This window comes from Streptomyces sp. NPDC059009 (assembly GCF_042740175.1).
Classification (GTDB): domain Bacteria; phylum Actinomycetota; class Actinomycetes; order Streptomycetales; family Streptomycetaceae; genus Streptomyces.
On record NZ_JBHYJB010000045.1, the window covers coordinates 58,783 to 82,936 of the forward strand.

16 protein-coding genes are annotated in these 24,154 nt (G+C 72.3%); 7 read left to right on the top strand and 9 right to left on the bottom strand.

Annotated features, from left to right (window positions below):
• Positions 1 to 167: 167 nt before the first annotated feature.
• From ACFWYM_RS35735 to moeZ, 5 genes are all read left to right on the top strand, one after another.
• Positions 168 to 1,913 (top strand): DUF3492 domain-containing protein, encoded by a 1,746-nt coding sequence (locus ACFWYM_RS35735; protein ID WP_384846774.1) that lies wholly within the window; start codon positions 168 to 170, stop codon positions 1,911 to 1,913.
• Entirely contained in the window at positions 1,910 to 3,466 is a 1,557-nt protein-coding gene (locus ACFWYM_RS35740; protein WP_384846776.1) for a hypothetical protein, read from the top strand. Before ACFWYM_RS35735 ends, ACFWYM_RS35740 begins: the two co-directional genes overlap by 4 nt.
• Before the next feature lie 126 nt (positions 3,467 to 3,592).
• On the top strand, positions 3,593 to 4,549 hold the full coding sequence (locus tag ACFWYM_RS35745; RefSeq protein ID WP_384846778.1) for an NAD-dependent epimerase/dehydratase family protein: 957 nt from the start codon (positions 3,593 to 3,595) through the stop codon (positions 4,547 to 4,549).
• On the top strand, positions 4,537 to 5,331 hold the full coding sequence (locus ACFWYM_RS35750) for a spherulation-specific family 4 protein (RefSeq protein WP_384846780.1): 795 nt from the start codon (positions 4,537 to 4,539) through the stop codon (positions 5,329 to 5,331). Before ACFWYM_RS35745 ends, ACFWYM_RS35750 begins: the two co-directional genes overlap by 13 nt.
• Positions 5,332 to 5,403: 72 nt before the next feature.
• Positions 5,404 to 6,582 carry an adenylyltransferase/sulfurtransferase MoeZ gene (gene moeZ, locus ACFWYM_RS35755; RefSeq protein WP_384846782.1) on the top strand — a complete coding sequence of 393 codons (1,179 nt, stop codon included), beginning with the start codon at positions 5,404 to 5,406 and terminating at the stop codon, positions 6,580 to 6,582.
• A gap of 135 nt (positions 6,583 to 6,717) precedes the next feature.
• Here the strand turns inward: moeZ and ACFWYM_RS35760 are convergent, their stop codons facing one another.
• The 8 genes from ACFWYM_RS35760 to ACFWYM_RS35795 all read right to left on the bottom strand — a co-directional run bounded on the left by ACFWYM_RS35760 (position 6,718) and on the right by ACFWYM_RS35795 (position 19,646).
• On the bottom strand, positions 6,718 to 8,280 hold the full coding sequence (locus tag ACFWYM_RS35760) for an alpha/beta hydrolase (RefSeq protein WP_384846784.1): 1,563 nt from the start codon (positions 8,278 to 8,280) through the stop codon (positions 6,718 to 6,720).
• A gap of 186 nt (positions 8,281 to 8,466) precedes the next feature.
• Entirely contained in the window at positions 8,467 to 10,014 is a 1,548-nt protein-coding gene (locus ACFWYM_RS35765; RefSeq protein WP_384846786.1) for an alpha/beta hydrolase, read from the bottom strand.
• A gap of 81 nt (positions 10,015 to 10,095) precedes the next feature.
• Entirely contained in the window at positions 10,096 to 11,592 is a 1,497-nt protein-coding gene (hemG, locus tag ACFWYM_RS35770) for a protoporphyrinogen oxidase (protein ID WP_384846788.1), read from the bottom strand.
• Positions 11,593 to 11,845: 253 nt separating this feature from the next.
• The gene (locus ACFWYM_RS35775) at positions 11,846 to 13,054 is read right to left on the bottom strand and encodes a TIGR04053 family radical SAM/SPASM domain-containing protein (RefSeq protein ID WP_384846790.1); all 1,209 of its coding nucleotides are present in this window, start codon (positions 13,052 to 13,054) and stop codon (positions 11,846 to 11,848) included.
• Positions 13,051 to 13,773, bottom strand: a complete 723-nt coding sequence (narI, locus tag ACFWYM_RS35780) for a respiratory nitrate reductase subunit gamma (protein ID WP_384846792.1) — start codon at positions 13,771 to 13,773, stop codon at positions 13,051 to 13,053. Before narI ends, ACFWYM_RS35775 begins: the two co-directional genes overlap by 4 nt.
• Positions 13,773 to 14,429, bottom strand: coding sequence for a nitrate reductase molybdenum cofactor assembly chaperone (gene narJ / locus ACFWYM_RS35785; protein WP_384846794.1), 657 nt, complete (start codon positions 14,427 to 14,429; stop codon positions 13,773 to 13,775). Before narJ ends, narI begins: the two co-directional genes overlap by 1 nt.
• Positions 14,426 to 15,946: a nitrate reductase subunit beta gene (narH, locus tag ACFWYM_RS35790; protein ID WP_384846796.1), complete on the bottom strand. Its 1,521-nt coding sequence runs from the start codon at positions 15,944 to 15,946 to the stop codon at positions 14,426 to 14,428. Before narH ends, narJ begins: the two co-directional genes overlap by 4 nt.
• A gap of 1 nt (position 15,947) precedes the next feature.
• Positions 15,948 to 19,646 (bottom strand): nitrate reductase subunit alpha, encoded by a 3,699-nt coding sequence (locus ACFWYM_RS35795; protein WP_384846798.1) that lies wholly within the window; start codon positions 19,644 to 19,646, stop codon positions 15,948 to 15,950.
• 164 nt (positions 19,647 to 19,810) lie between these two features.
• On the opposite strand from ACFWYM_RS35795, the gene ACFWYM_RS35800 reads away from it, so the two are divergent.
• Positions 19,811 to 20,608 carry a YwiC-like family protein gene (locus tag ACFWYM_RS35800; protein ID WP_384846800.1) on the top strand — a complete coding sequence of 266 codons (798 nt, stop codon included), beginning with the start codon at positions 19,811 to 19,813 and terminating at the stop codon, positions 20,606 to 20,608.
• A 41-nt stretch (positions 20,609 to 20,649) separates the two neighbouring features.
• On the opposite strand, the gene ACFWYM_RS35805 is transcribed toward ACFWYM_RS35800, so the two are convergent.
• Complete coding sequence (locus ACFWYM_RS35805) at positions 20,650 to 23,436, bottom strand: lysylphosphatidylglycerol synthase domain-containing protein (protein WP_384846802.1); 2,787 nt, start codon at positions 23,434 to 23,436, stop codon at positions 20,650 to 20,652.
• A 122-nt stretch (positions 23,437 to 23,558) separates the two neighbouring features.
• Here ACFWYM_RS35805 and ACFWYM_RS35810 point away from each other — a divergent pair, with 122 nt between their 5' ends.
• Positions 23,559 to 23,987 carry an MGMT family protein gene (locus tag ACFWYM_RS35810; RefSeq protein WP_384846804.1) on the top strand — a complete coding sequence of 143 codons (429 nt, stop codon included), beginning with the start codon at positions 23,559 to 23,561 and terminating at the stop codon, positions 23,985 to 23,987.
• The last annotated feature ends 167 nt before the right edge of the window (positions 23,988 to 24,154 follow it).

Consider the following 24,154-nt stretch of genomic DNA (forward strand, 5'->3'; position numbering starts at 1 on the left):
TTGAGATCGGTAACCTCATGGGGGGTTTTTTGTTCCGCCTGTTAACCTGTTGTGGGGGCGGTTGGCTCACCCCTCCTGCCCGCCACCGGCATGTCCGCATACGTTCGTGCCGCTGCGAGCCGCCGGGTCAACGGCGGCTCCCTGAACGGGAGATCGGGGGTGTACGCGTGCGCATCGGACTGCTTACGGAGGGTGGCTATCCGTATGTGAGCGGTGAGGCCAGGCTCTGGTGCGACCGGCTCGTGCGCGGGCTCGGGCAGCACGAGTTCGACATCTACGCGCTCAGCCGCAGTGAGGAACAGGAGCGGCGCGGCTGGATCGAGCTGCCGCCCCAGGTGAGCCGCGTGCGCACGGCGCCGCTGTGGACGGGCGACGGTGCGGCGGGGGCGGCGGGCGCCGACGCGGCCTTCGGGCCCCGGGTCCGGTACGGGCGGCGGGCGCGGCGGCGGTTCGCGGAGCTCTTCGGGGAGCTGGTGGCGGTGCTGACGGACTCTCGGGATTCCGGAGCCCCCGAGGACCGCTCCGGGGAGTTGGCGGACCGTTTCGGCAGCGCTCTGTACGGGCTCGCCGAGCTCGCCCGCGACGAGGGCGGTCTGGTCGGCGCCCTGCGCTCCGAAGCCGCCGTGCGCGCCCTGGAGGGCGCCTGCCGCGCGCCGGGGGCGCTGCGGGCCGCCCGGGGCGCCCGGGTGCCGGACCTGCTCGCCGTGACCGCGGAGGTCGAGCGCGCGCTGCGGCCGCTCTCCCTCGACTGGTACGAGGACGACGGGCTCGGCGCGGTCGACCTCTGCCACGCCACCTCCGGCGGCCCGGCGGCGCTCCCCGGGCTGCTCGCCCGCCACTTCGCGGGCGTACCGCTGCTCGTCACCGAGTACGGGGTGCAGCTGCGGGCGCACTATCTGGCCGCCACGGAGGCCGAGTCGGGCGCGCCGGCGCGTGCGCTGCTCGCCGCCTTCCGGGGGCGGCTCGCCGCCGAGGTGTACCGCAGGGCCACGCTCATCACGCCCGGCAACACACACGCCCGGCGCTGGCAGGAGCGGTGCGGCGCCGAGCGCGCCAAGCTCCGCACGGTCTACCCCGGCATGGAGTCGGGGCGCTTCGGCGAGGTCGGCGAGGCCGAGGGCATTGCGGCGGCGGGCGACCCGGACACCCTCGTGTGGGTCGGGCGCATCGAGCCCGCCAAGGACCTGATCTCCCTCCTGCACGCCTTCGCCGAGGTCCGCAAGGAGGAGCCGAAGGCGCGCCTGCGGATCGTCGGAGCGCCCGGCGGCAGCGAGGAGTCCCTGAACTATCTGGCCCACTGCCGGGCTCTGGCCGCCCAGCTCTTCCCCGACGAGGCGGAGGGCGCGCACGCGGTCGGGGACAACCCCGTCTCCTTCGAGGAGATCGGCGGCCCCGAGGCACCCGACCTCGCCGAGGCGTACGCGGCCGCGGGCGTCGTCGTCCTGTCGAGCGTGGTCGAAGGGTTCCCGATCAGCCTGGTCGAGGCCATGTTCTGCGGCCGGGCGACCGTCTCGACGGACGTCGGCGCGGTCGTCGAGGTCATCGGCGGCACCGGTCTCGTGGTGCCGCCGCGCAATCCACGGGCGCTCGCCGAGGCGTGCGTGGCGCTGCTGCGCGACCCCGAGCGGCGCGAACGCCTGGGCGCCGCGGCGCGTGCGCGGGCGCTCGAACTCTTCACGGTCGAGCAGAACATCGCCGCGTTCCGCGCCATCTACCTGGAGATCGTCTCGCACTGCCCGGTGCGCCGGGAGGCCGTCGACGAGGCGGGCGAGCCGGTGCCGTTCGCGCACCCGGCCGAGGCGCATGTGCCGGGGCGCTGGGCGGCGACGGGCGGCTCGGGCGGATCGGCGGGAGCGCCGCGGTGGGCCGGCGACACGGACGCGGAGTTGAAGCTCAAGGGAGCGGCGGTATGACGCGGCAGGTGGACGGACCACAGGCTCCGGTCAGCCCCGGGGCGTGGGACACGCGCTCCGAAGAGGTGCTTGCGGAGGGGGCGTTGACGCCCGGCAGCGACGACGGGGGTGCTGCCGCGCTGGTGGCCGACGCCTTCGGGGCGCTGCCGGAAGGTGTGGCTGAACGCGCGGGCGAGGGAGCCGAGTTGGTGCGGGACCCCGGCGCGTGGCGGGCCGGACCGGAGAAGCGCCCTGCCCCGCGTAGCGCAGGGGTGGCCGCTCGTACCGCCGGGGCGGATGCCCGTATCGCCGCGGTGAAGGTGCGAGCCGTGGAGGCGATGACACGCACCACGGCGGTGAAGGCGCCCGACGACACCGTGGAGACACGTGCCACCGCCGCGAAGGTGCCGACCGTCGCCAAGGAGTCGAAGGAGCCGCTGGCGACGAAGGCCCCCAAGCGGCGCGGCGCCGCCGACCCCGTCAAGGCCCTCATGCACCGCCACCGCGAGCTGTGCGAACGGGCCGTCGACCCGCTGGAGATCGCGGCGGCCCTCGAGTCGCACGGGGTGACCGACCGGACGGCGGCACGGTTCCGGCACCGGGACGTCTTCTCGCTCGCCGAGGAGATGTACGCGCGCGTGCCGCGTGACGAGGGGGCGGGGACCGTCGGCAACGGCGAGCTCCCTGCCTCCGACCCCGACCCGAACGCACCCTCCCTGCCCCCGCATTGGGCCCTCCTCGCACTCCTGCCCGGCCTCGTGTGCGCCCTCGTCGTGGCGGGGCTCGCGCACGCCGAAGGGCAGGCGCGGCTCGCGGTCGGGCTCGGCGGCGCCCTCGCCGTGTGGGTGGCCCTGCGGGTGGCCCTCCGGTTCGGGCCGCTGCGCGCCGCGCACCCCGCCGTGCCCGCCACGCGCGCGTGGGTGTGCTTCCTCCTCGCGTACGCGCTGTTCGGCGACGGCCTGCTGCGGGCGGCCGTCGCCGGTGGCCCGGACGGTCCCTGGCCGTCCGCGCCCGCCACCGCCCTCGGGCTCGCCCTCGCCGTCGCGCCCGCCGCCTGGTGCGCCCGGGTCTTCGCCGTGCGGGCCCGGGGGCGGCTCGGGGCCAGCCGCGGACTCGACGAGTTCGCGGTGTCCGTACGGCCGCTGCTCCTGGGCGCGTTCGGGCTCTATGTGGGGGTGCTCGCGCTGCTGCTCGTCGGCTCCGGGGCGCTCCTGGACGGGGTGTTCGCGGTGCCGGAGCCCGGCGCGGCGGGGGCCTCGCTCGCCGGGGCGCTCGCGCTCGGCGCGCTGCTGATGCTGGCGCGGCTGCTCGCGGTGCACGGCTTCCCGCGCGCCCCCGTCGTGCTGCTGCGCGCCGCCGGGCTCGGCGAACTCGCCGCGCTCGCCCTGGTGTTCGCCGGGCGGGTGCCCGGCTGCGGTTTCCTCTCCGCGCCGGTCGAGTCCGCCGTCGACACCTGGGGCGCCGGGTGCGTGCCCGCCGTCCTGTGCGGCGGCGCGGCCCTCGTCCTGCTCATCCACGCGGTGCGGACGCTGACGACGGCGTCGGCCCACGCACGGCCGGGCGACGCGGCGTGAGGGTCACCCGGACCCTGCGCGGCCCGCGCGCCCTCTTCCCCTTACCTCCGACTCTCCGCAACACCCTGAAGGAGAACGCCAGATGACCACCCTCAGCCTCCGAGCATCCACCCCGGGAGCCGCCCGATGAGGGTGCTGCTGATCGGAGCCAACGGATACCTGGGCCGCTTCGTCGCCGACCGGCTCCTCGCCGACCCGGCCGTGCAGCTCACCGCGCTCGGCCGCGGCGACGACTCGGACGTGCGGTTCGACCTCGCCAACGGAAGCCCCGGCGCGCTCACCCGCTTCCTGGACGCCGTCCACCCGGGCGTCGTCATCAACTGCGCGGGCGCGACCCGCGGCGGCGCCCGCGAGCTGACCCGGCACAACACGGTGGCCGTCGCCACCGTCTGCGAGGCCCTGCGGCGCAGCGGCTGCGGGGCGCGGCTCGTGCAGCTGGGCTGCGGCGCCGAGTACGGGCCGAGCCAGCCCGGCTCGTCCACCGCGGAGGACGCGGTGCCCCGGCCCGGGGGCCCGTACGGCGTCAGCAAGCTGGCGGCGACCGAGCTGGTGCTCGGCTCCGGGCTCGACGCCGTCGTCCTCCGGGTGTTCTCGCCCGCGGGGCCCGGCACCCCGGCCGGATCCCCGCTCGGACGGCTCGCCGAGGCCATGCGGCGCGCCATGCAGTCGGGGGACGGCGAGCTGAAGCTCGGCGGGCTGGGCGTGCAGCGGGACTTCGTCGACGTGCGGGACGTCGCCCGCGCCGTGCACGCCGCCTCGCTCTCCGCCGCGCAGGGCATCGTCAACATCGGCTCGGGCCGCGCGGTGCGGCTGCGCGACGCGGCCGCCGTCCTCGCGCGCGTCGCGGGCTTCGGCGGCGCCCTGCACGAGCTGGACCACGCCCCCACCCGGACCGCCGTCATCGGCCACCCCCGCACCGATCCCGAGCACACGCCGCCCAGCGCCTACCCCTACCCGGACGGCTGCGGCAGCTGGCAGCAGGCCGACGTGCGCACCGCGCGCGACCGGCTCGGCTGGCGGCCCCGCATCAACCTCGAAGAGTCACTCGCCGACATCTGGATGGAGGCGGCATGCCGCATCTGACCCGCGCCGCGCCGAGCCTGGCGAGCACCGAGCTGGACCTCGGCTTCGGCATCCCCGGTTTCGCGCACCCCCTGGTCGCGCCCGCCGAGTGGGCCGAACTCACCCGCCCCGGAACCCCTTTGAAGTGGGTTGTCCTGAATGTCGGGAACGGGGTGGCGGGTTCGGCCGGCCCGGCGGCCTCGGGCGGTCCGGGTGCGCGCCCCGACCCGCACTGCCTGGAGGCCGCGGGGCGGCTGCGCAACGCGGGCGTGCGTGTTCTCGGTCACGTGGACACGACGTACGGCGCCCGCTCCTTCGGCGAACTCGTCTCGGACGCGCACCGCTACCTCGACTGGTACCAGGTCGACGGCTTCTACCTGGACCGCTGCCCGACCGAGCGCGCCGCGCTCCCGGAGGTGCGCCGGACCGTCGCCACGCTGCGGGCGCTGCGCGAGGGCGCGCACATCGTGCTCGGGCACGGCACCCACCCGTATCCCGGATATGCCGAGACCGGCGACCAGTTGGTGACCTTCTCGGGCCCGTGGAGCGACTACCGCTGGTCGCAGGTGGCCGAGTGGACGGCCGACTACCCCGCCGACCTCTTCTGCCACTTCGTGCACGGCATGCCGCGCGGCCACCTCGACGAGGCGCTGCGCATCGCCCGCTGGCAGGGGGCCTCGACGATCTACTTCACGGACCGGATGGAGCGCGCGGGCGGCCTCGGGGCGAGCGACCCCTGGGAGGTCATGCCCGGTTACTGGGACGAAATCGTCTCGCGCATCGGACCGGGTGTCTCGGAATGAAGAAGGGCGTGGCAGTGTTACCGAAAGAACAACCGTACGTAGATACCGACCAGCTGTATTGATGAGGTCTCCGTGTCGCTGCCACCCCTGGTCGAGCCAGCTGCTGAGCTCACCGTAGACGAGGTCCGCAGGTACTCCCGCCACCTGATCATCCCGGACGTCGGGATGGACGGGCAGAAGCGGCTGAAGAACGCCAAGGTGCTCTGTGTGGGCGCCGGCGGTCTCGGGTCCCCGGCGCTGATGTACCTGGCCGCCGCCGGTGTCGGCACGCTCGGCATCGTGGAGTTCGACGAGGTCGACGAGTCGAACCTGCAGCGCCAGATCATCCACAGCCAGGCCGACATCGGCCGCTCGAAGGCGGAGTCCGCGAAGGACACCGTCCTCGGCATCAACCCGTACGTGAACGTGATCCTTCACGAAGAGCGGCTCGAGGCCGAGAACGTGATGGACATCTTCAGCCAGTACGACCTGATCGTGGACGGCACGGACAACTTCGCCACCCGCTACCTGGTCAACGACGCGTGCGTGCTCCTGAACAAGCCGTACGTGTGGGGCTCGATCTACCGCTTCGACGGCCAGGCGTCCGTCTTCTGGTCCGAGCACGGCCCCTGCTACCGCTGCCTCTACCCGGAGCCCCCGCCGCCCGGCATGGTCCCGTCCTGCGCCGAGGGCGGCGTGCTCGGCGTGCTGTGCGCGTCCATCGGCTCGATCCAGGTCACCGAGGCGATCAAGGTCCTGGCCGGCGTGGGCGACCCGCTGGTCGGCCGCCTGATGATCTACGACGCCCTGGAGATGCAGTACCGCCAGGTCAAGGTCCGCAAGGACCCGAACTGCGCGGTCTGCGGCGAGAACCCGACGGTCACGGAGCTCATCGACTACGAGGCGTTCTGCGGCGTCGTGTCGGACGAGGCCCAGGAGGCGGCCCTCGGCTCGACGATCACTCCCAAGCAGCTCAAGGAGTGGATCGACGAGGGCGAGAACATCGAGATCATCGACGTCCGCGAGCAGAACGAGTACGAGATCGTCTCGATCCCGGGCGCCAAGCTGATCCCCAAGAACGAGTTCCTCATGGGCAACGCCCTGCAGGACCTGCCGCAGGACAAGAAGATCGTCCTGCACTGCAAGACGGGTGTCCGCTCGGCGGAGGTCCTCGCCGTCCTGAAGTCCGCGGGCTTCGCGGACGCGGTGCACGTGGGCGGCGGCGTGATCGGGTGGGTCAACCAGATCGAGCCCGACAAGCCGGTCTACTAGGCGTAGCGCCGAGACGTTCGTGGGGCCCCGCACCTGAGAGGTGCGGGGCCCCACGTGGTTGCCGTCGCGGGGGCTCGGCCCCCGGCCCCCGTCGCCTCAAGGGCTCGTCCTCGAACGCCGGACGGGCTGATCGCCTCAGTTCTCGCAGACTTTGCCGTCCCTGGGCACCGAGCCCTTCAGCAGGTAGTCGTCCACCGCGTCGTCCACGCAGGAGCTGCCGCTCCCGTAGGCCCCGTGGCCCTCGCCCTTCCAGGTCAGCTCGACGCCCACGCCCTTGCCGAGCTCGTCGGCCATCCTGCGGGCGCCCTCGTACGGCGTGGCCGGGTCGCCCGTGTTGCCGACGACCAGGACGGGGGCGGCGCCCGGGGCGCTCACCTCGGGGTTCTCGACCTGGCCCGCGACCGGCCAGCCATGGCACCAGCCCGCCGTGTCCCACGCCATGAAGGAGCCGAAGACCGGGGAGATCTTCTCGAAGCCGGGCACGGAGCGCTTCGCCTCCGCCGGTGTGGGCCGCTTCTTGTCGTCGAGGCAGGAGATCGCGCGCTGGGAGTGGCTCTGGGTGCTGTAGCGGCCCGACGCGTCCCGTTCGTTGTACGCGTCCGCCAGCTCGAGGAGCGGGCCGCCCTTGCCCTCCTCCGCCTCCGCGAGGGCGCGGGTCAGGGCGGGCCAGCTCTGCCTGCTGTAGAGGGTGACCGTGATGCCGGTGATGGCGAGCGACTCCGTGAGCTTGCGGTCCGAGCCGGTCGGCAGGGGCTTCGCGTCGATGCGCTTCAGGAGCTTCACGACCTTCTCGGAGCCCGCCTTCGGGTCCTGGCCCTGCGCCGTGAAGTAGTTGTCCAGGGCGCGCTGGAAGCCCCGCGCCTGGTTCTTGGAGTGGCCCACCGTGTCCGCGCTCGGGTCGACGACCGCGTCCAGGGTCAGCCGGCCCACCTTCTTGGGGAACAAGTGGGCGTAGACACCGCCCAGTTCGGTCCCGTACGAGATGCCCAGGTAGTGCAGCTTGTCGTCGCCGAGGACCTGGCGCATCAGGTCCATGTCGCGGGCCGCGTCCTGTGTGGAGACGTGCCCGATGAGCTTGGCGTTGTCCCGCGCGCAGCCCTTGCCGAACGCCTTCGCGTCCTTGAAGTACGCCGCCTGCTCGGCCGGGGTGTCCGGAGTGAGGTCGACGCCCTCGGCGGCCTGTGTCTCCTTGTCGCTGCGGCAGCGCACGCCCTCGCTCGCGGCGACCCCGCGCGGGTCGAAGCTCACCAGGTCGTACCGCTCGCGCAGCTTGCTGTAGGAGTCGGCGAAGGACGGGAGCATGGAGACTCCGGAGCCGCCGGGGCCGCCGAAGTTGAACAGGAGGGAGCCGATGCGGTCCTTCTTGTCGCCGGTGGCCGCCGCGCGGATCAGGGCGACGCCGATCGTCTCGCCCTTCGGCTTCGTGTAGTCCAGCGGGACCTTGAGGGTGGCGCACTGCCACTCGGAGCCCGGCGCGGCGGCGCCCTCCGCAGCCTTGCAGCGGCCCCAGTCCGGCTTCTGCGTGGTGAGGGAGGCGGGCAGGGCGGAGTCCGGGTCCGGCTTGGCGGAGGGGGTGGTGGGGGCCGGACGCTTGTCGTCGCCCTTCCCGTCGTCGGACGACGAGCCGCAGCCCACGGCGAGCCCGGCCATCAGAGCTCCTGCGGCGGCCAGAGCTGCTGACCGTACGAAACGCGGCACAGGCGCTTCCCCCCTCGGAAGACAGTCAGGCCATAGTAGGCGGGGCCACCGACAGCGCCCCTGGCGGGCGGCCCCGTTGCGGCAATGCCCTTGGCGGGCGGCGCCGTTGCGGCAATGCCCCTGGCGGGCGGCCCCGTTCCGTCACGCGCGAACCGTGCCCGGTTCAGGCGCGGGCCGTGCGCACGGTCACGAGCAGACCGTGCCCGCCTTCGGCACCGTCCCGTCCAGCAGATAGCTGTTCACGTTGTCGCGCACACAGGTGTTCTTGCTGTCGTACGCGCCGTGGCCCTGGCCCTTGTACGTGAGCTCGACGCCGACGCCCTTGCCGAGCGCGTCCGCCATCTTCTTCGCGCCCTCGTAGGGCGTCGCCGGGTCACCGGTGTTGCCGATGACGACGATGGGCGGCGCCCCCTCGGCGCTCACGTCCGGGTGGTCGGCCTGGCCCTCGACCGCCCACTTCGTGCAGCCGACCATGCCCCAGGCCAGGTAGTCGCCGAAGAGCGGGGACGCCTTGCGGAACTGAGGGAGCTTCTGCTCCACGTACGCGGTGTCGTAACGCGCCTTGTCGTCCGAGCAGTTGATGGCGACGTTGGCCGCCTGGATGTTGCTGTACTCGCCGTTCTCGCTGCGCCCGTTCATGGAGTCGGAGAGCGCCATCAGGATCTTCCCGTCGCCGTCGTACGCCTGCTCAAGGCCCTCGGTGAGGTACGGCCAGAAGTCCTGGGAGTACAGCGACTGCGCGATGCCGTTGGTCGCGGCGGTCTGGGTCAGCTGACGCGGCGGGATGCCCTTGATGGGCTTGGCGTCCAGGTCCTTGAGCAGCTTCGCGATCTTGTCCTTGACGTCCTGCTCGGTGTCGCCGACGGGGCAGTCGTCCACCTTCGAGGTGCAGTCCTCGGCGAAGTTGTCGAGGGCGAGCTGGAAGCCCTTGGCCTGCCCGAGGGAGCCCTGTTCGGGGGTCTGGGTGGGGTCCACGACGGCGTCGAAGACGGCCCGGCCCACCTTCTTGGGGAACAAGTGGGCGTAGACGCCGCCCAGTTCGGTGCCGTACGAGATGCCGAAGTAGTGCAGCTTGTCGTCGCCGAGGACCTGGCGCATCAGGTCCATGTCGCGGGCCGCGTCGGTGGTGCGGACGTGCGGCAGGACCTTGCCGGAGTTCTTGTCGCAGGCGTTGTTGAAGGCGGTGACGTTCTCGACGAGCTTCTTCTTCTCGGCGTCGTCGTCGGGCGTGGAGTCCTGCTGGAAGTAGGTGTCCAGCTGCTCGTCGTCCTCGCACTCGACGGGCGCGCTGCGGCCGACCCCGCGCGGGTCGAAGCTCACCAGGTCGTAGCGGGTGCGCAGCTTGGCGTAGTCCGTGCCGAACGCGGGCAGTGTGGTGACTCCGGAGCCGCCGGGGCCGCCGAAGTTGAACACGAGGGAGCCGATGCGGTCCTTCTTGTCGCCGCTCGCCGTGGCCCGGATCAGCGCCAGGTCGACGGTGTCGTCCTTGGGCTTCGTCCAGTCGAGGGGCGCCTTCATGGTGGCGCACTCCCACTCGGCGCCGCCGGGCAGCGGGGACGGGGCCGAGCCGCCGCCCTCGGCCGCGGAGGGGGCGGGGCACGCCTTCCAGCTGAGCTTCTGGGCCGAGAGGTCCTCGTCCTTCTTGTCGCCGTTGCTGGAGCACGCCGCGAGCGCGGCGGAGAGCAGGACGGCGGTGGCGGCCAGAGCGGTGGCGCGCGGGTGGCGGTTCGGCATGACCCCCATCCTGCGGCGGGCGGGGGCGGTGCGCTCGGGGCGCGGGCCGTGTGGGTGAGGCCCCTGAGGAGCCCGCTGTGCTCAGCCCTCGCTGATCCGGCGGGCCGCAGCCGTCCCCGTCGCCACGCAGGCGGCCACGCCCACGCCCTCGTACGCCGCGCCGCACAGCTCCAGGCCCGGCAGCTTGTCGACCGCCTCACGGATCCTGGCGACCCGCTCCAGGTGGCCCACGCCGTACTGCGGCAGCCCGCGGTCCCAGCGGGTCACACGCGCGGCGACGGGCTCCCCGATGGCGCCGATCGCCTGGTGCAGATCGGCGACGGAGGTACGGATCAGATGGCGGTCCGGGACGGCGAGCCGGTGCTCCTCGCCGAAGCGCCCCACGGAGGTGCGCAGGAGGAACAAGGAGGGGTCGGCGTCGCCCTGCCAGGCCCACTTGTTGGACAGGAAGGTCGCGGCCTTGATGGTGTGCCCGTCGACGGCGGGCACGAGGAAGCCGTTGCCTTCGGGGAGGGCGCTGATGTGCGACTTGGAGAGCGCGTTGGCGCGCGAGAAGGCCATGGTGATCACCGCGCTGCTGGCGTGCGGGATCGAGGTCAGCTCGTCCTCGGCGGCCGGGGAGTGCGGGCGCAGGAGCTCGGCGGCGGTGTACGCGGGCAGCGCGAGGATCACCGCGTCGGCCTCCATGAGGAGCTGTCCGTCGCCGGTGCGGGCCAGCACGCGCCAGCCTCCCTTGGGCGTGCGCCGCAGCTCGCACGCGCGCGTGCCGGTGAGGATGCGGGCGCCGCTGGCCGCGGCCACCTTGAGGGCGAGGCGTCCGGTGCCGCCGCGCAGGCCCTGGACGGGGACGGGGCGGGGGCGGGAGGGGGCGGCGGGAGCTGCTCCTGAGGCGGCGCCGGGGTGGGCTCCCGGGGAAGCGCCTGAGGGAGCTCCTGCTGGGGTGCCTGAGGGAGCTCCTGAGGGGGCGCCCGACATGGCCGCGCGCAGCGCTGCGATCAGCGAGCCGCCGCGCTCCGCCACGGCCGCGACGCGCGGCAGCGTCGCCCGCAGCGAGAGCCGGTCGGCGCGGCCCGCGTACACGCCGCCGAGCATGGGCTCGACGAGGCGCTCCATGGCCTCCTGGCCGAGCCGCCCGCTGAGGTACTCCGCGACGGACACGTCCACGTCGGCGGGGAGCGGCTCGCCCGGCAGGGACTCCTCCTGGCGCAGGCGGGCCGCCCCTTCCTCGGACAGCAGCCCGGTGCCCTGGATCGCCGCCGGGTCCGTCGGGATCCCCATGACGTGGCCCTTCGGGAGCGGGCGCAGGGCGCCGCCGGCCCAGAAGGTGGTGGGGGCGGGGGCGGGGTCGCACAGGGCGTCGCCGAGGCCGACCTCCTGGGCGAGCCGGACGGCCTCCGGGCGCAGGGCCATGATCGACTCGGCGCCCTCGTCGACGGGGGCGCCCGCAAGGGTGCCGGTGCGCAGCTTGCCGCCGACGCGTGGGCCGGCCTCCAGGACGGTGACGTCCGCGCTGTCGCGCAGCTCCCACGCGGCGGCGAGTCCGCTGATGCCGCCGCCGATGACGATCACTGAACGCATGAGTGTTTCTCCCTGCCGGGCGCCAGGGTCCGCACGTACGACGGGCCTCCCTGATCACGCTACGAGCCTTCGGAGCAGCCCATTTCCGGCGAAGGTCCCGTGGGGGAGGTCTCAAGTCCCGGGACGGGCACGGGGAACGGGCCGTCGGCCGGGCGGGGCACGGCGACTAGTTCTTTCGGCCAGAGCTGCCGGTCGCTGCCTACGGTCCGGTCGCTTCCCAGGGGCCGGTTGCCGCCTACGGGCCGGTCGCTCCCTACGGAGTGGCCAACAGCTCCCGCAGCTCTTCCTGGTGCACGAAGCTGCCCGGCCGGTACGCGCACCACGGGTCCGCGGCGAGCACCCGCCCGGTCGCCCCGTAGGCGCGCGAACGGGAGCCGCCGCACACGGAGTTGAACTCGCAGCGGCCGCACTTGCCGCCGAGCAGCGCCGGGTCCCGCAGCGTCGTGAAGAGCGCCGAGCCCCGGTAGATGTCGACCAGGGGGTGGTGCTTCACGTTGCCCGCCGACAGCGGCAGGAAGCCGCTGGGGTGCACCTCTCCGGTGTGCGAGACGAAGACGAAGCCACGCCCGGAGCCGACGTCCATGGGCGGGCGCCGCACCGCGCGCCGCTCGCCCTCGAAGAGCCCCAGCACGCGCGCGCGTGCCGTGAGCCGCTCGTACAGGGGGCCCAACTCGGGCTTCTCGCCGTGCCGTTCCATGATCGTCCGCTGGAGGGCGACCCGCCGGAAGTGATGGCCCTCAGTGGTCTTCGTGGCCATGACCGCACCCGTGTCGTACAGGAAGTGCAGCACGTCCTCGACCTCGTCGGCGCCGAGCGCGGAGAGCTGCTCGCCACGCCCTGTCGGCACCAGCACGAAGCCGCTCCACAGCATCGCGCCCTCGCGCCGAACCAGCGCCGCGATGTCCGCGAGGTCCTCCAGGCTGTTCCGGGTCACTGTCGTGTTGACCTGCACCTTGAGGCCCAGCTCGCGGGCCGTGCGCCAGCCCTCCAGGGTCCACTCGAAGACCCCGTCGACGCCCCGGAAGGCGTCGTGCCGCCCGGCCGTCGAACCGTCGACGCTCAGCGACAGGGCGACGGCGCCCGCGTCCCGTACGGCCGTCAGATTGGCCCGGTCGAGGGTCGGTGTGCCCGAGGGGGACACCGCGACGCGCAGGCCGAGCGAGGTGCCGTACGCGATCAGGTCGGTGAGGTCGGGCCGCTGGAAGGGGTCGCCCCCGGTGATGACGAAGAGGGGGCTCGGCTTCCCGAAGGCGGCGATCTGGTCCATGAGGCGGCGGGCGTCGGCGCCGTCCAGCTCGCCCGGGTTCCGGTCGGGCTGCGCCTCGGCCCGGCAGTGCAGGCAGGCCAGCGGGCACGCGCGCGTGGCCTCCCAGATGACGATGAAGGGCCGCTCGGCGGTGGAGTGGCGGGGGCGCCGGACGACGCGTTCCGTCCGGCCCGTGGCCTTGGGATGGGTGCTCACGAGACACGCTCCCAGCCCCGCTTGGGCTCCCGGTTGGCGAGCAGCTTCGGGTCCCGCGCGCGGTAGACCACGTACGGCCTGAACAGGTACTTGAAGGGGGCGCTGAACATGTGCGCGAGGCGGGAGAACGGGATCAGCGCGAACAGCGCGAATCCGAAGACGATGTGCAGCTTGAAGGCGAGCGGCGCGGCGCCCATCAGGTGGTAGTCGGGCTGCAGCGTGAACAGGCTGCGGAACCAGACCGAGATGCCCTCGCGGTAGTTGTAGTCGACCGCTCCGGAGGAGTTGAGGACGGTCGCGATCAGGCCGAGTGCCATGGCGCCGAGCAGCACCGTGTACATCAGGTGGTCACTACGGAGGGTGGCCCTGCGCACGGCGGGCACCTTGAAGCGCCGGTAGACCAGGATCCCGATGCCGGCGGCCGCGGCGACCCCGGCGACGGCACCGGTGGAGACGGCCATCAGGTGGTACGTGTGGTCGTCGACGCCCACCGCGTCGGTCCAGGAGTCGGGGATCACCAGGCCGACGACGTGGCCGAGCACCACGAAGGCCATGCCGAAGTGGAACAGCGGCGAGCCGATGCGCAGCAGGCGCGACTCGTGCAGCTGCGAGGAGTGCGTGGTCCAGCCGAACCGGTCGTAGCGGGCGCGCCAGACGAGGCCCGCCACGAGGAGGGTGACGGCGACGTAGGGCATGACGCCCCACAGGAGGAGGTCCATTACGCCGGGGTCCTTTCCGGGGCGGCGGGGACGGCCGAGGTGGTGGAGGCGGCCGGGACGGTGGGCCAGGGCAGGTCGATGCCGGGGCCGAAGGGCTCCAGGCCGACGGTCTCGCGGGGCGGCCCGCTGCGGGCGAGGGCCTTCGCCTCCGCCTTCGTGGTGGGCGAGGGCCCAGGGAGCGTTCCGCAGACCGCTTCGAGCACGCGCGCGTAGGGGGTGCCGAAGTCGGTGACGGCCAGGCGCAGCAGTTCGAGTCCGGCGCGGTGCTCCTCCAGGAGCTCCGTGCCCGCGGCCTCTTCGTGCGCGGCGAACTCCAGCAGCACCGGGAGGAAGTCCGGGAGTTCCTCGGAGGTGAACTCCAGGCCGTGCTCCCGGTAGACCTGCTTGACGCGCACCAGGGAGAGGCCGCGGTTGCGGGTGTCGCCGTCCGTCCACCACGTCAGGTAGAGGCAGCGCCGGTTACGGGTGTCGAAGACCTCCGTGTAGTGAGCGGCGAGGCCCAAGGGGCGCTCCGCGCGCGCGTGGTCGATGAACTCACGCAACAGAGGGTGGTGTTCGGCCGCTTCGTAGAGGTGGTCCAGATCCGCGTACAGGCGCTCGTCCGGGTACTGGAGCAGCCGCCCCGCGACCAGACGTGCGACGGCGTCGGCGTTCACGCGCTCCTCCGAGTGGGGCTGAGGTTGAGCAGTACGCGCTCCTTGGGGGCTTCGCCCACGGGGCAGCTGTCGTCAAAGGGGTGCGCGTCGGCCAGCGCGTCCGCGTCCGCCCGCGCGGCCGTCGGAATCACGTACCGGTCCTCGTACTTGGCGATCGCGAGCAGCCGGAACATGTCCTGGAGCTCCTCGCCGGTGAGCCCCACGGAGGCCGCCACGGACTCGTCCGCGCCCTGGCCGAGGTTGATACCCCGCATGTACGACCGCATGGCCGCCATGCGCCGCAGCACGGCCTCCACGGCGTACGTGTCGCCCGCCGTGAGGAGCCCGGCCAGGTACGCGACGGGGATGCGCATGGCGTCGATCGCCCCGAAGAGGTTGCCCGCGTCCTCGCCGTCGCGTCCGGCGGCCGCGACCGCCTCCACCACGGGTGAGAGCGGCGGGACGTACCAGACCATCGGCATGGTGCGGTACTCCGGGTGCAGCGGAAGGGCCACCTGGTAGGTGCGGATCAGGTCGTAGACGGGGGAGCGGCGGGCGGCGTCGAGCCACTCCTCGGTGATGCCGCTCGCCCGCGCGGCCGCGGCCACCGCCGGGTCGTTCGGGTCGAGGAAGCACTCCAACTGCGCCGGGTAGAGGTCGTGTTCGTCCTCCACGGAGGCGGCCTCGGTCACCTTGTCGGCGTCGTAGAGCATCACTCCGAGGTAGCGCATCCGGCCGACGCACGTCTCCGAGCAGACGGTCGGCATGCCCGCCTCCAGGCGGGGGAAGCACATGGTGCACTTCTCGGCCTTGCCGGTGGAGTGGTTGAAGTAGACCTTCTTGTACGGGCATCCGCTGACGCACATCCGCCAGCCCCTGCACGTGTCCTGGTCGACCAGGACGATGCCGTCCTCCGCGCGCTTGTACATCGCGCCGGACGGGCACGAGGAGACGCACGCCGGGTTCAGGCAGTGCTCACACACGCGCGGGAGGTAGAACATGAAGCTCTGCTCGAACTCGAAGCGGATCTTCTCGCCCACCTCGTCGCGGATCTTCTCCACGAGCGGGTCGCGCGGCGCGTTCTGCGGGGCGCCGCCCAGGTTGTCGTCCCAGTTCGGGCCCCACTCGATGGTGCCGATGGGCTCGCCCGTGGTCTGCGAGACGGGCTTGGCGACGGGCATGTCGTCGCCCGCCGGGGCGTCGGTGAGGTTCTTGTACTCGTACGTCCAGGGCTGGTAGTAGTCCGAGATCTCCGGCAGTTCGGGGTTGGCGAAGATCTGCCCGAGCCGCTTGGCGCGCCCTCCGGCCTTCAGCCGCAGCCGGCCGGACCTGGTCCGCTCCCAGCCGCCCTTCCACTTCTCCTGGTCCTCCCAGCGGCGCGGATAGCCCTGCCCGGGGAGCGTCTCGACGTTGTTGAACCAGACGTACTCCATGCCCTTGCGGTTGGTCCATGCCTGCTTGCAGGTGACCGAGCAGGTGTGGCAGCCGATGCACTTGTCGAGGTTCATGACCATCGCGACTTGAGCCATCACGCGCACGTCAGTACTCCACATCCTGCGAGCGGCGGCGGATGACCGTCACCTCGTCGCGCTGGTTGCCGGTCGGGCCGAGGTAGTTGAAGGCCCAGGTCAACTGGGCGTAGCCGCCGACCAGATGGGTGGGCTTGAGCATGATCCGGGTCAGCGAGTTGTGGATGCCGCCGCGCCGCCCGGTCTTCTCGGTCTTCGGGACGCCGACGGTCCGCTCCTGGGCGTGGTTCATGTAGACCGTGCCGGCGGGCATCTTGTGGGAGACGATCGCGCGGGCCGTGATGACGCCGTTGCGGTTCACGGCCTCGATCCACTCGTTGTCGCGCACCCCGATGGCCTCGGCGTCCTGCGGCGACATCCATACGGTCTGGCCGCCGCGCCCCAGCGTCATCATGAAGAGGTTGTCCTGGTACTGCGAGTGGATCGCCCACTTGTTGTGCGGCGTCAGGAAGCGCACGGCCACCTCTCTGCCCTGCGCCCCGTCCGTTCGAGAACCCAACTCGGGCTCTCCGTAGAGGCGGTGCATGTTCAGCGGCGGCTTGTAGACGGGCAGCGCCTCGCCGACCTCGTGCAGCCAGTCGTGGTCGATGAAGAAGTGCTGGCGCCCGGTGAGGGTGTGCCAGGGCTTCAGGTGCTCCGTGTTGACCGTGAACGCCGTGTAGCGGCGCCCGCCCGACTCGCTGCCCGACCACTCCGGAGAGGTGATCACGGGCACCGGCTGGGCCTGGGTGTCGGCGAACGTGACGCGCTTGCCCTCGTGTTCGGCGGCGAGGTGCGCCATCTCCTGGCCGGTCTGCCTCTCCAGGGTGCGGAAACCCTGGGTGGCGAGGTGGCCGTTGGAGGTGCCGGACAGCGACAGGATCGCCTCGCAGGCGCGCTGCGCGGTGTCCAGGCGCGGGCGGCCCTCGGCGACTCCTTGTCGTACGACACCGTTCTTCGCCTTCAAGTAGGCGACGTCGTCCGTCACATCGAAGGTGACCGCCTTCGTGGTGACACCCAGCTTGTCGACGAGCGGGCCGAGCGCCGCGAACTTCTCGCCGACCGCTCCGTAGTCGCGCTCCACGACGGCGAGGTTGTACATGGTGCGCCCCGGCACCGGCTCGCAGTCGCCCTTGCCCCAGTCGAGCGCCACACCGCCGGGCTGTGCCATCTCGCCGCCGGGGGTGTCGTGCTGGAGCGCGGTGGCGACCAGGTCCTTGCGCACGCCGATGTGCTCGCCCGCCAGGTCGCTGAAGCGGCGGGCGATCGCCAGGAACGCGTCGTAGTCGGTGCGGGCCTGCCAGGGCGGGTCCACGGCCGGCGTGAAGGCGTGCAGGAAGGGGTGCATGTCGGTGGACGACAGGTCGTGCTTCTCGTACCAGGTCGCGGCGGGCAGCACGACGTCCGAGAGCAGCGTCGTGGACGTCATGCGGAAGTCCAGGGACAGCAGCAGGTCGATCTTGCCCTCGACGTCCTCCTGGTGCCACTTCACGTCGCGCGGGGCGCAACGCGGCCCGTCCTCGGGGAGGTTGGAGTGCGTGCCGAGCAGATGCTTCAGGAAGTACTCGTTGCCCTTGGAGGAGGAGCCGAGCAGGTTGGCCCGCCACACGGTCAGCACGCGCGGCCAGTTCTCCGGCGCGTCCGGGTCCTCGCAGGCGAGCTTGAGGGTGCCCGCCTTGAGCTCGTCGACGGCGGCCGCGGCCGGGTCCTCCGAAGCGCCGCCCAGCTCAAGGGAGTTGCGGTCGAACGTCGGGTACGAGGGCATCCAGCCCATGCGTGCGGACGCGGCCAGGCAGTCGGCGCCCGTCATCCCCGCGAAGCGGCCGTCGCCGAGCGGCGAGGCGAGCGACTCGGCGGGCAGCGTGTCATAGCGCCACTGGTCGGTGTGGAGGTAGAACCAGCCCGCGCCGATCATCTGGCGCGGCGGCCGCGACCAGTCACCGGCGCTCGCGAGCGTCGCCCACCCGGTCACCGGACGGCACTTCTCCTGGCCCACGTAGTGGCCCCAGCCGCCGCCGTTGCGGCCCTGGCAGCCGGTCAGGGTGAGCAGGGCGAGGAAGGTCCGGTAGATGGTCTCCGAGTGGAACCAGTGGTTCGTCCCCGCGCCCATCAGGATCATGCAGCGCCCCTGCGACGCCTCGGCGGTCTCGGCGAACTCCCGTGCCACGCGCGCCGCCTGGGCCGCCGGGACGGAGGTCAGCGTCTCCTGCCACGCGGGCGTGCCGGGCGCGGCCGCGTCCTCGTACGACGAGGGCCACTGCCCCGGCAGCCCCGCGCGCGGGACGCCGTACTGGGCGAGCATCAGGTCGAAGACGGTGGTGACGAGGCGGCCGCCGACGCGGCGCACCGGGACACCCCGGCGCACCACTCCAGGAGCGTCCTCCTCGAAGCGCGGCAAGGAGACCTCCGCCGTCTCCACGTCGTCTCCGTAGAGGGTGAGACGCGGAACGGTGTCTCCCAGGTCGAGATTCCACTCGGGGGTCTCCGAAGAGCCCCAGCGGTGCCCGAGCGTGCCGTTCGGGACGGTCGGCTCACCCGTCGCGTCGTCGATCAGGACGGTCTTCCAGCGGGCGTTCTCGGTGTCCTCGCCGAGGTCCGCCGCGGTGAGGAACTTGTGCGGGACGAGGCCCTTGTCGGTGTCGTCGAGGGTGATCAGGAACGGCAGATCGGTGAACTTCCGTACGTAATCACCGAAGAACGGCGTCTCCTTGTCGACGAAGAACTCCTTGAGGATGACGTGCCCCATGGAGAGCGCGAGCGCGCCGTCGGTGCCCGGGTGCGGGTGCATCCACTCGTCCGCGAACTTGGTGTTGTCCGCGAAGTCGGGCGAGACGGTGACGACCTTCTGGCCGCGATAGCGGGCCTCCGTCATCCAGTGCGCGTCCGGGGTGCGCGTGACGGGGACGTTGGAGCCCCACATCATCAGGTAGGCGGCGTCCCACCAGTCACCGGACTCCGGTACGTCGGTCTGGTCCCCGAAGACCTGCGGCGAGGCCACCGGGAGGTCCGCGTACCAGTCGTAGAAGGAGAGCATCGGGGCGCCGATGAGGGAGTGGAAGCGGGCGCCCGCGGCGTGCGAGGCCATCGACATCGCGGGGATCGGCGAGAAGCCCGCCACGCGGTCGGGGCCGTGCTCCTTGATGGTGTGCACGTGTGCGGCCGCGATGATCTCGACGGCCTCGTCCCAACTCGCCCGCACCAGGCCGCCCTTGCCGCGCGCCTTCTGGTACTTCCGGCGCCGCTCGGGGTCCTTCTGGATGTCCGCCCACGCCAGGACGGGGTCCTTCAGGCGGGCCTTCGCCTCCCGGTACATCTCCAGGAGGGTGCCGCGGACGTGTGGGTGGCGCACGCGCGTGGGGGAGTACGTGTACCAGGAGAAGGAGGCGCCGCGGGGGCAGCCGCGCGGCTCGTACTCGGGACGGTCCGGGCCGACCGACGGGTAGTCGGTGGCCTGCGTCTCCCAGGTGATGACGCCGTCCTTGACGTACACCTTCCAGCGGCACGACCCGGTGCAGTTCACGCCGTGCGTGGAGTGCACGACCTTGTCGTGGCTCCACCGGTCCCGGTAGAAGGACTCGCCCTCCCGGCCGCCGGTGCGCTGCACGCGGCGCAGGTCGTCGGAGACCTCGGCGGTCTTCGTGACCCGGGTGAAAAAGCTCCCGGCCTTGACGAGCGTCTCCGCTGCGCCTGGTTTCTGCTGCAACGTCACTCCTGGGCGTACACAAAACATGGGCGTGCGAAAGGCGAAAGCACGCTTGTGGCCTGCAACGACCCTAGACGCGGCGGGGGTTGGCACCCCGGGGACAAAGGTCCCGTGCGGGTGTGACCTCCTACCGCAATTCCTCGGGACGGATTCCGGAGTCCCGGGGGACCACGGGTGGGAGCCTGGGAGGAATGACGACGAAGACGCGCGGGGTCCCGGAGGCGAAGAAGCACGAGGGCCCCGGAGCGAAGAAGCACGGGCGCCGCCACTGGCTGCCCAACCAGCACGGGGCCTGGGCGATGCTCGCCGTGCCCTTCCTGGCGGGCATGCTCCTCGGCTCCCCGCGCTGGACCCATCTGCCGCTGTTCGTGGCGTGGTTGGCGGGGTACGTCGCGGCCTTCCACGCCCAGCAGTGGGTGCGCCTGCGTCGGATCGCCCGCAACCCCAGGGCGCCGCGCCGGCACGTCCGCCCGGGCCTGGTCGCCGGCGCCGTCTGCGGGGTCTTCGGGGTGCCGCTGCTGTGGCCGTACCCGTGGCTGCTGCTCGCGGCCGCGTGCGCACTGCCGTTCATGGCCGTCAACGTCGCCTACGCGGCCCGCAACAAGGAGCGCGCCCTGGTCAACGGCCTGGTGGCCGTCGTGCCCGCCTGCGGGATGCTCCTGGTCGCGTGCCACCTCGGAGGCGGCTCCCCGGCCGACGCCCGCCGTCCGGCGCTCGCGTGCCTGCTCTACTTCGCGGGGACGGTGCCGTACGTGAAGACCATGATCCGCGAGCGCGGTTCACGCACGTACTACCGGGCGTCGGTCACGTACCACGTGCTCGCCGTGGCGGCCGCGTACGCGCTGAGCCCCTGGCTCGCCCCGCTCTTCGCGGCCTACGCGCTCCGCGCGGCGCTGCTTCCGGGGAAGGGCCTGAAGGTGGCCGTGGTGGGCGCCACAGAAGTGGTCGGCTCGCTGCTGCTCCTGGGCGCCCTCGTGGTGCTGTTCTAGAGCAACGGATACGGGATGCCCTGGAACGAACACGGGATGCCCTAGAGCAGCCCCTTCCGTGTGAGGTGGTTGAAGAACAGCCACCCCGGAAGAACCGGCAGCCACAGCGTCAGAAGCCGGTAGAGCAGCACCGCGGGCGCCGCCACGTCCTTGGGCAGGCCGACCGCGATCAGACCGAAGGTCAGCGTCGCCTCGACCGCGCCCACACCGCCGGGAGTCGGCGCCGCGGACCCCAGGGCATTGCCGGCGAGGAAGACCACCGCGACGCTCGCCAGGCTCAGCGTCTCGACCTCGCCCCGGCCGAACGCCCGGATCGAGGCGTCCAGGCACAGCACGAACATCAGCGTCAGGAGCAGCATCCCGCCGATGCCGGTGAGCAGCTTCTGCGGCCGCTGCAGCACGTCCAGCATGCGCGGCACGACACCCGCGAACAGAGACCTCACGCGCGTGACGACGAACTTCCGCAAGAAGGGGATCGCCGTCACCACGAGGACGAGCACCGCCACCGACAGCAGGCCCGCGATGACCGTCCTGGAGGGCGACATCGTCGGCGTCTTCTCTGTGCCCGTCACATAACCGAAGACAAGGAGAAGCACGATGTGCGAGCCGAGCCCGAAGAGCTGGGAGGCGCCGACGCTCGCCATCGCGAGTCCCGAGCGCACCCCGGACCGCTGCAGGAAGCGGGTGTTGAGCGCGACACCGCCCACCGCGGCGGGCGCCACGATCTTCACGAACGACCCGGCCACCTGCGCCGCCACCGTCCGCAGGAACGGCACCCGCTCCGGCACGAACCCGAGCAGGCTCATCGCCGCCGCGAAGTAGCTCAGCGCGGAGAACGCCACCGCCGCCGCGACCCAGCCCCACTCGGCCTTCTCCACGATGGTGCCGAACTCGACGTGGGCGAGCTGCGACAGCAGGAAGTACGCGCCGACGGCACCGGCGATGAAGCTGATCAGCGTGCGCGGCTTGATCCGCTCCAGCTGGGCCGGTTCGACGGGCGCCGTCGGGCGGATGAGCAGCACCTGGTGCCGGATCTGGGTGAGCAGGTCCTCCTCGCGGGCCTGGTCCAGCGCCTCGTCTATGGCCTGCTTCTCGGCCTGCTTGTCCGCCTGCTTCTCCGCGCGTACGGCCTTGCGGTCGGGGTCGGCGGCGGAGGTGCCCGCGGCCGCCTCGGCGCGCGCCTGCTTGGCCTTCTGGGACGCCTCCAGGACCATCTCGCGCTCGCGCTGGGAGCGCTCGCGGGCCAGCTTGCGCAGGGTCGCGCGCGTGGAGCGGGTGAGGGCGATGGGCTGGAGCAGCGGCAGACAGTCGGCGATCGCGTCCGGCCCGAGGACCTCGACACCGGCCGCGACGGCGCGCTCGGCGCCCACGCGCAGCCCGGTGGTGGTCAGGAGCTGCGCGATGTCCATGCGCAGGAGCAGATCGCCCGCCGCGATCTCGCCGCCCCGCAGGTCGGTGAGGATGACCGTGCCGGAACGATCCACCAGAATCGCGTCGCCCGCGAGCCTGCGGTGCGCGATCCGCCGCGACTGCAGCGCCTGCACCTGCCGCCACGTCTCGCGCAGCAGATCGTCGGTGACGGCCTCGTCGGGCAGCGAGTCCAGGGAGCGGCCGCCGGTGTGCTCGTAGACGAGCATGACGGCGTCGGGGCCCAGCTCCGAAGTGGCGATCAGCTTGGGCGCGTTCGCCCCCGCCGCGATCGCCGCGTACGCGAGCAGGGCCTCCTGCTCCAGGGCCTGGCGCAGCGACTGGAGGCTGCGGCGCTGGGTGATCCCGCGCAGCGTGAGCCGGCGCCAGACCCGGTAGAAGAAGCCCTGCGCCTGCTGTTCCCGGTCGACGACCGTGACGTCCAGGGGCGGGCCGTCCTCCAGGGTGACGAAGTAGCGGCGGCCGCGGTCGCCGTGCTCGGCGCTGCTGGCCGAAACCTCGTCGCGGGCCGCGCTCACCGGGTGGAAGCCGACGTGCCGCAGACCGGCGAGCAGCGTCTGACCGGTGGGGCGCACATTGGGCGAGCCGACCGCGTACAGCGTGCCGTAGGCCACGCTCCAGCCGATGAGGACCGTCAGGATGATCGAGAACGGCGTCGTGTAGCCGGTCACGAGCATCGTGAAGGCGTCGAGCAGCAGGACCAGCCACAGGACGGCGCGCCAGCGCGGCCTGCGGGACATGCCCACCGCCGTCATGTACGCGATGACGGGCGCCAGGTAGCCGTGCACCGGGTCGCTGAGCGCGTGCAGCTCACCAGGAGTGGGCCGGGTGAGGGCGCTCTGGATGGAGTCGGGGGCGGCCTTGGCCACCCACAGATCGGTCGCGAGCGTCACGCCGTGGGCGAGGACGGCGGCCAGGACGCCGTCGGCGATGCGCAGCCCGTCCCGCTTGATCAGCCGCTCGATCGCGAACGCCACCGGGACGAGCAGTACCCCGATCGCGGCGACCAGGCCCGCCAGCTTGATCAGCAGATCGGGTGCCTGGTCGGTGCCGTTGTTGATGTCCTGCTGGAGTCCGGACGTGGTGCCGTGCGCGAACCCCGCGACGGCGAGCAGCACGGCGATCGCGAGGACGCCGACCAGGAGGCGCATGAGGTCGGAGGGGCGGTGCACGCGCGCGGCGAGCAGTGGTTCGTCGCCCTCCACCGGGTCGGTGTGCGCGTCGTCGTCGCCCTCGCCGCAGCCGGGCGGGACGCGCTCCTGGGCCTCTTCTTGCTCCTTCGGGCCGGATTCCTGCTCCGGTCGGACGGGCTCCGGACGCGACTGTGCCGCAGGGGTGCCCGCCGCCTTATCGGGGTGCACGCCCTGCTGCTCCGTGGTCTCTTCTTGATCTCGTATCACCAGTCACCGCCCGCACGATGGTGGCATGCTCCGCTGACAGAGGGGGGCATCAGGGGGCGATGCGGGGTCGCGATGTGGTCACGAAGCGCCACTTTCCGTCGGTGTCGGTGGGGTGCGGCAGGATGGGTCGGATGAGCCAGGGAGCCGCGGGAGCCGAAGAGTACGTCGAGCGGGTGCTCGAAGTCGCCGAGCTGATTCCACCGGGCCGCGTGCTGACGTACGGGGACGTGGCGGAGTGGCTGGAGCAGGGCGGCCCCCGCCAGGTCGGCCGGGTGATGGCGCTCTACGGAGGGTCCGTTCCGTGGTGGCGCGTGGTCCGCTCCGACGGCGTGCTCCTGTCCGGCCACGAGCTGCGGGCCCTGGAGCACTACCGCGCCGAGGGCACGCCCTTGAAGGAGGCGTCGCGGGCCGCCGAGGGCCATGTGCCGCGCCTCGACATGCGCCGGGCACGCTGGGACGGGGCGGCCCTGGGCGGCGGCACGACCACGGGCGGCGCGGCAGGTCACGCGGCTGACGACGCTCGCCCGCAGGCTCCGGAAGCTCACAACTGACAGCTTCCGCCAATCCGCGCGCGTGCGGTGGACCGGTGGCCCGTACGGGGGAAGCCACGCGTCCCGGGTCGCCCCTGGCGTAGCGTCGGGAGCACGCATCCCGCTCACCCCGCAGCCGTCGCGCGGCCGCCCCGAGACCAGGACGCACAGCACACCCAGCACACCCA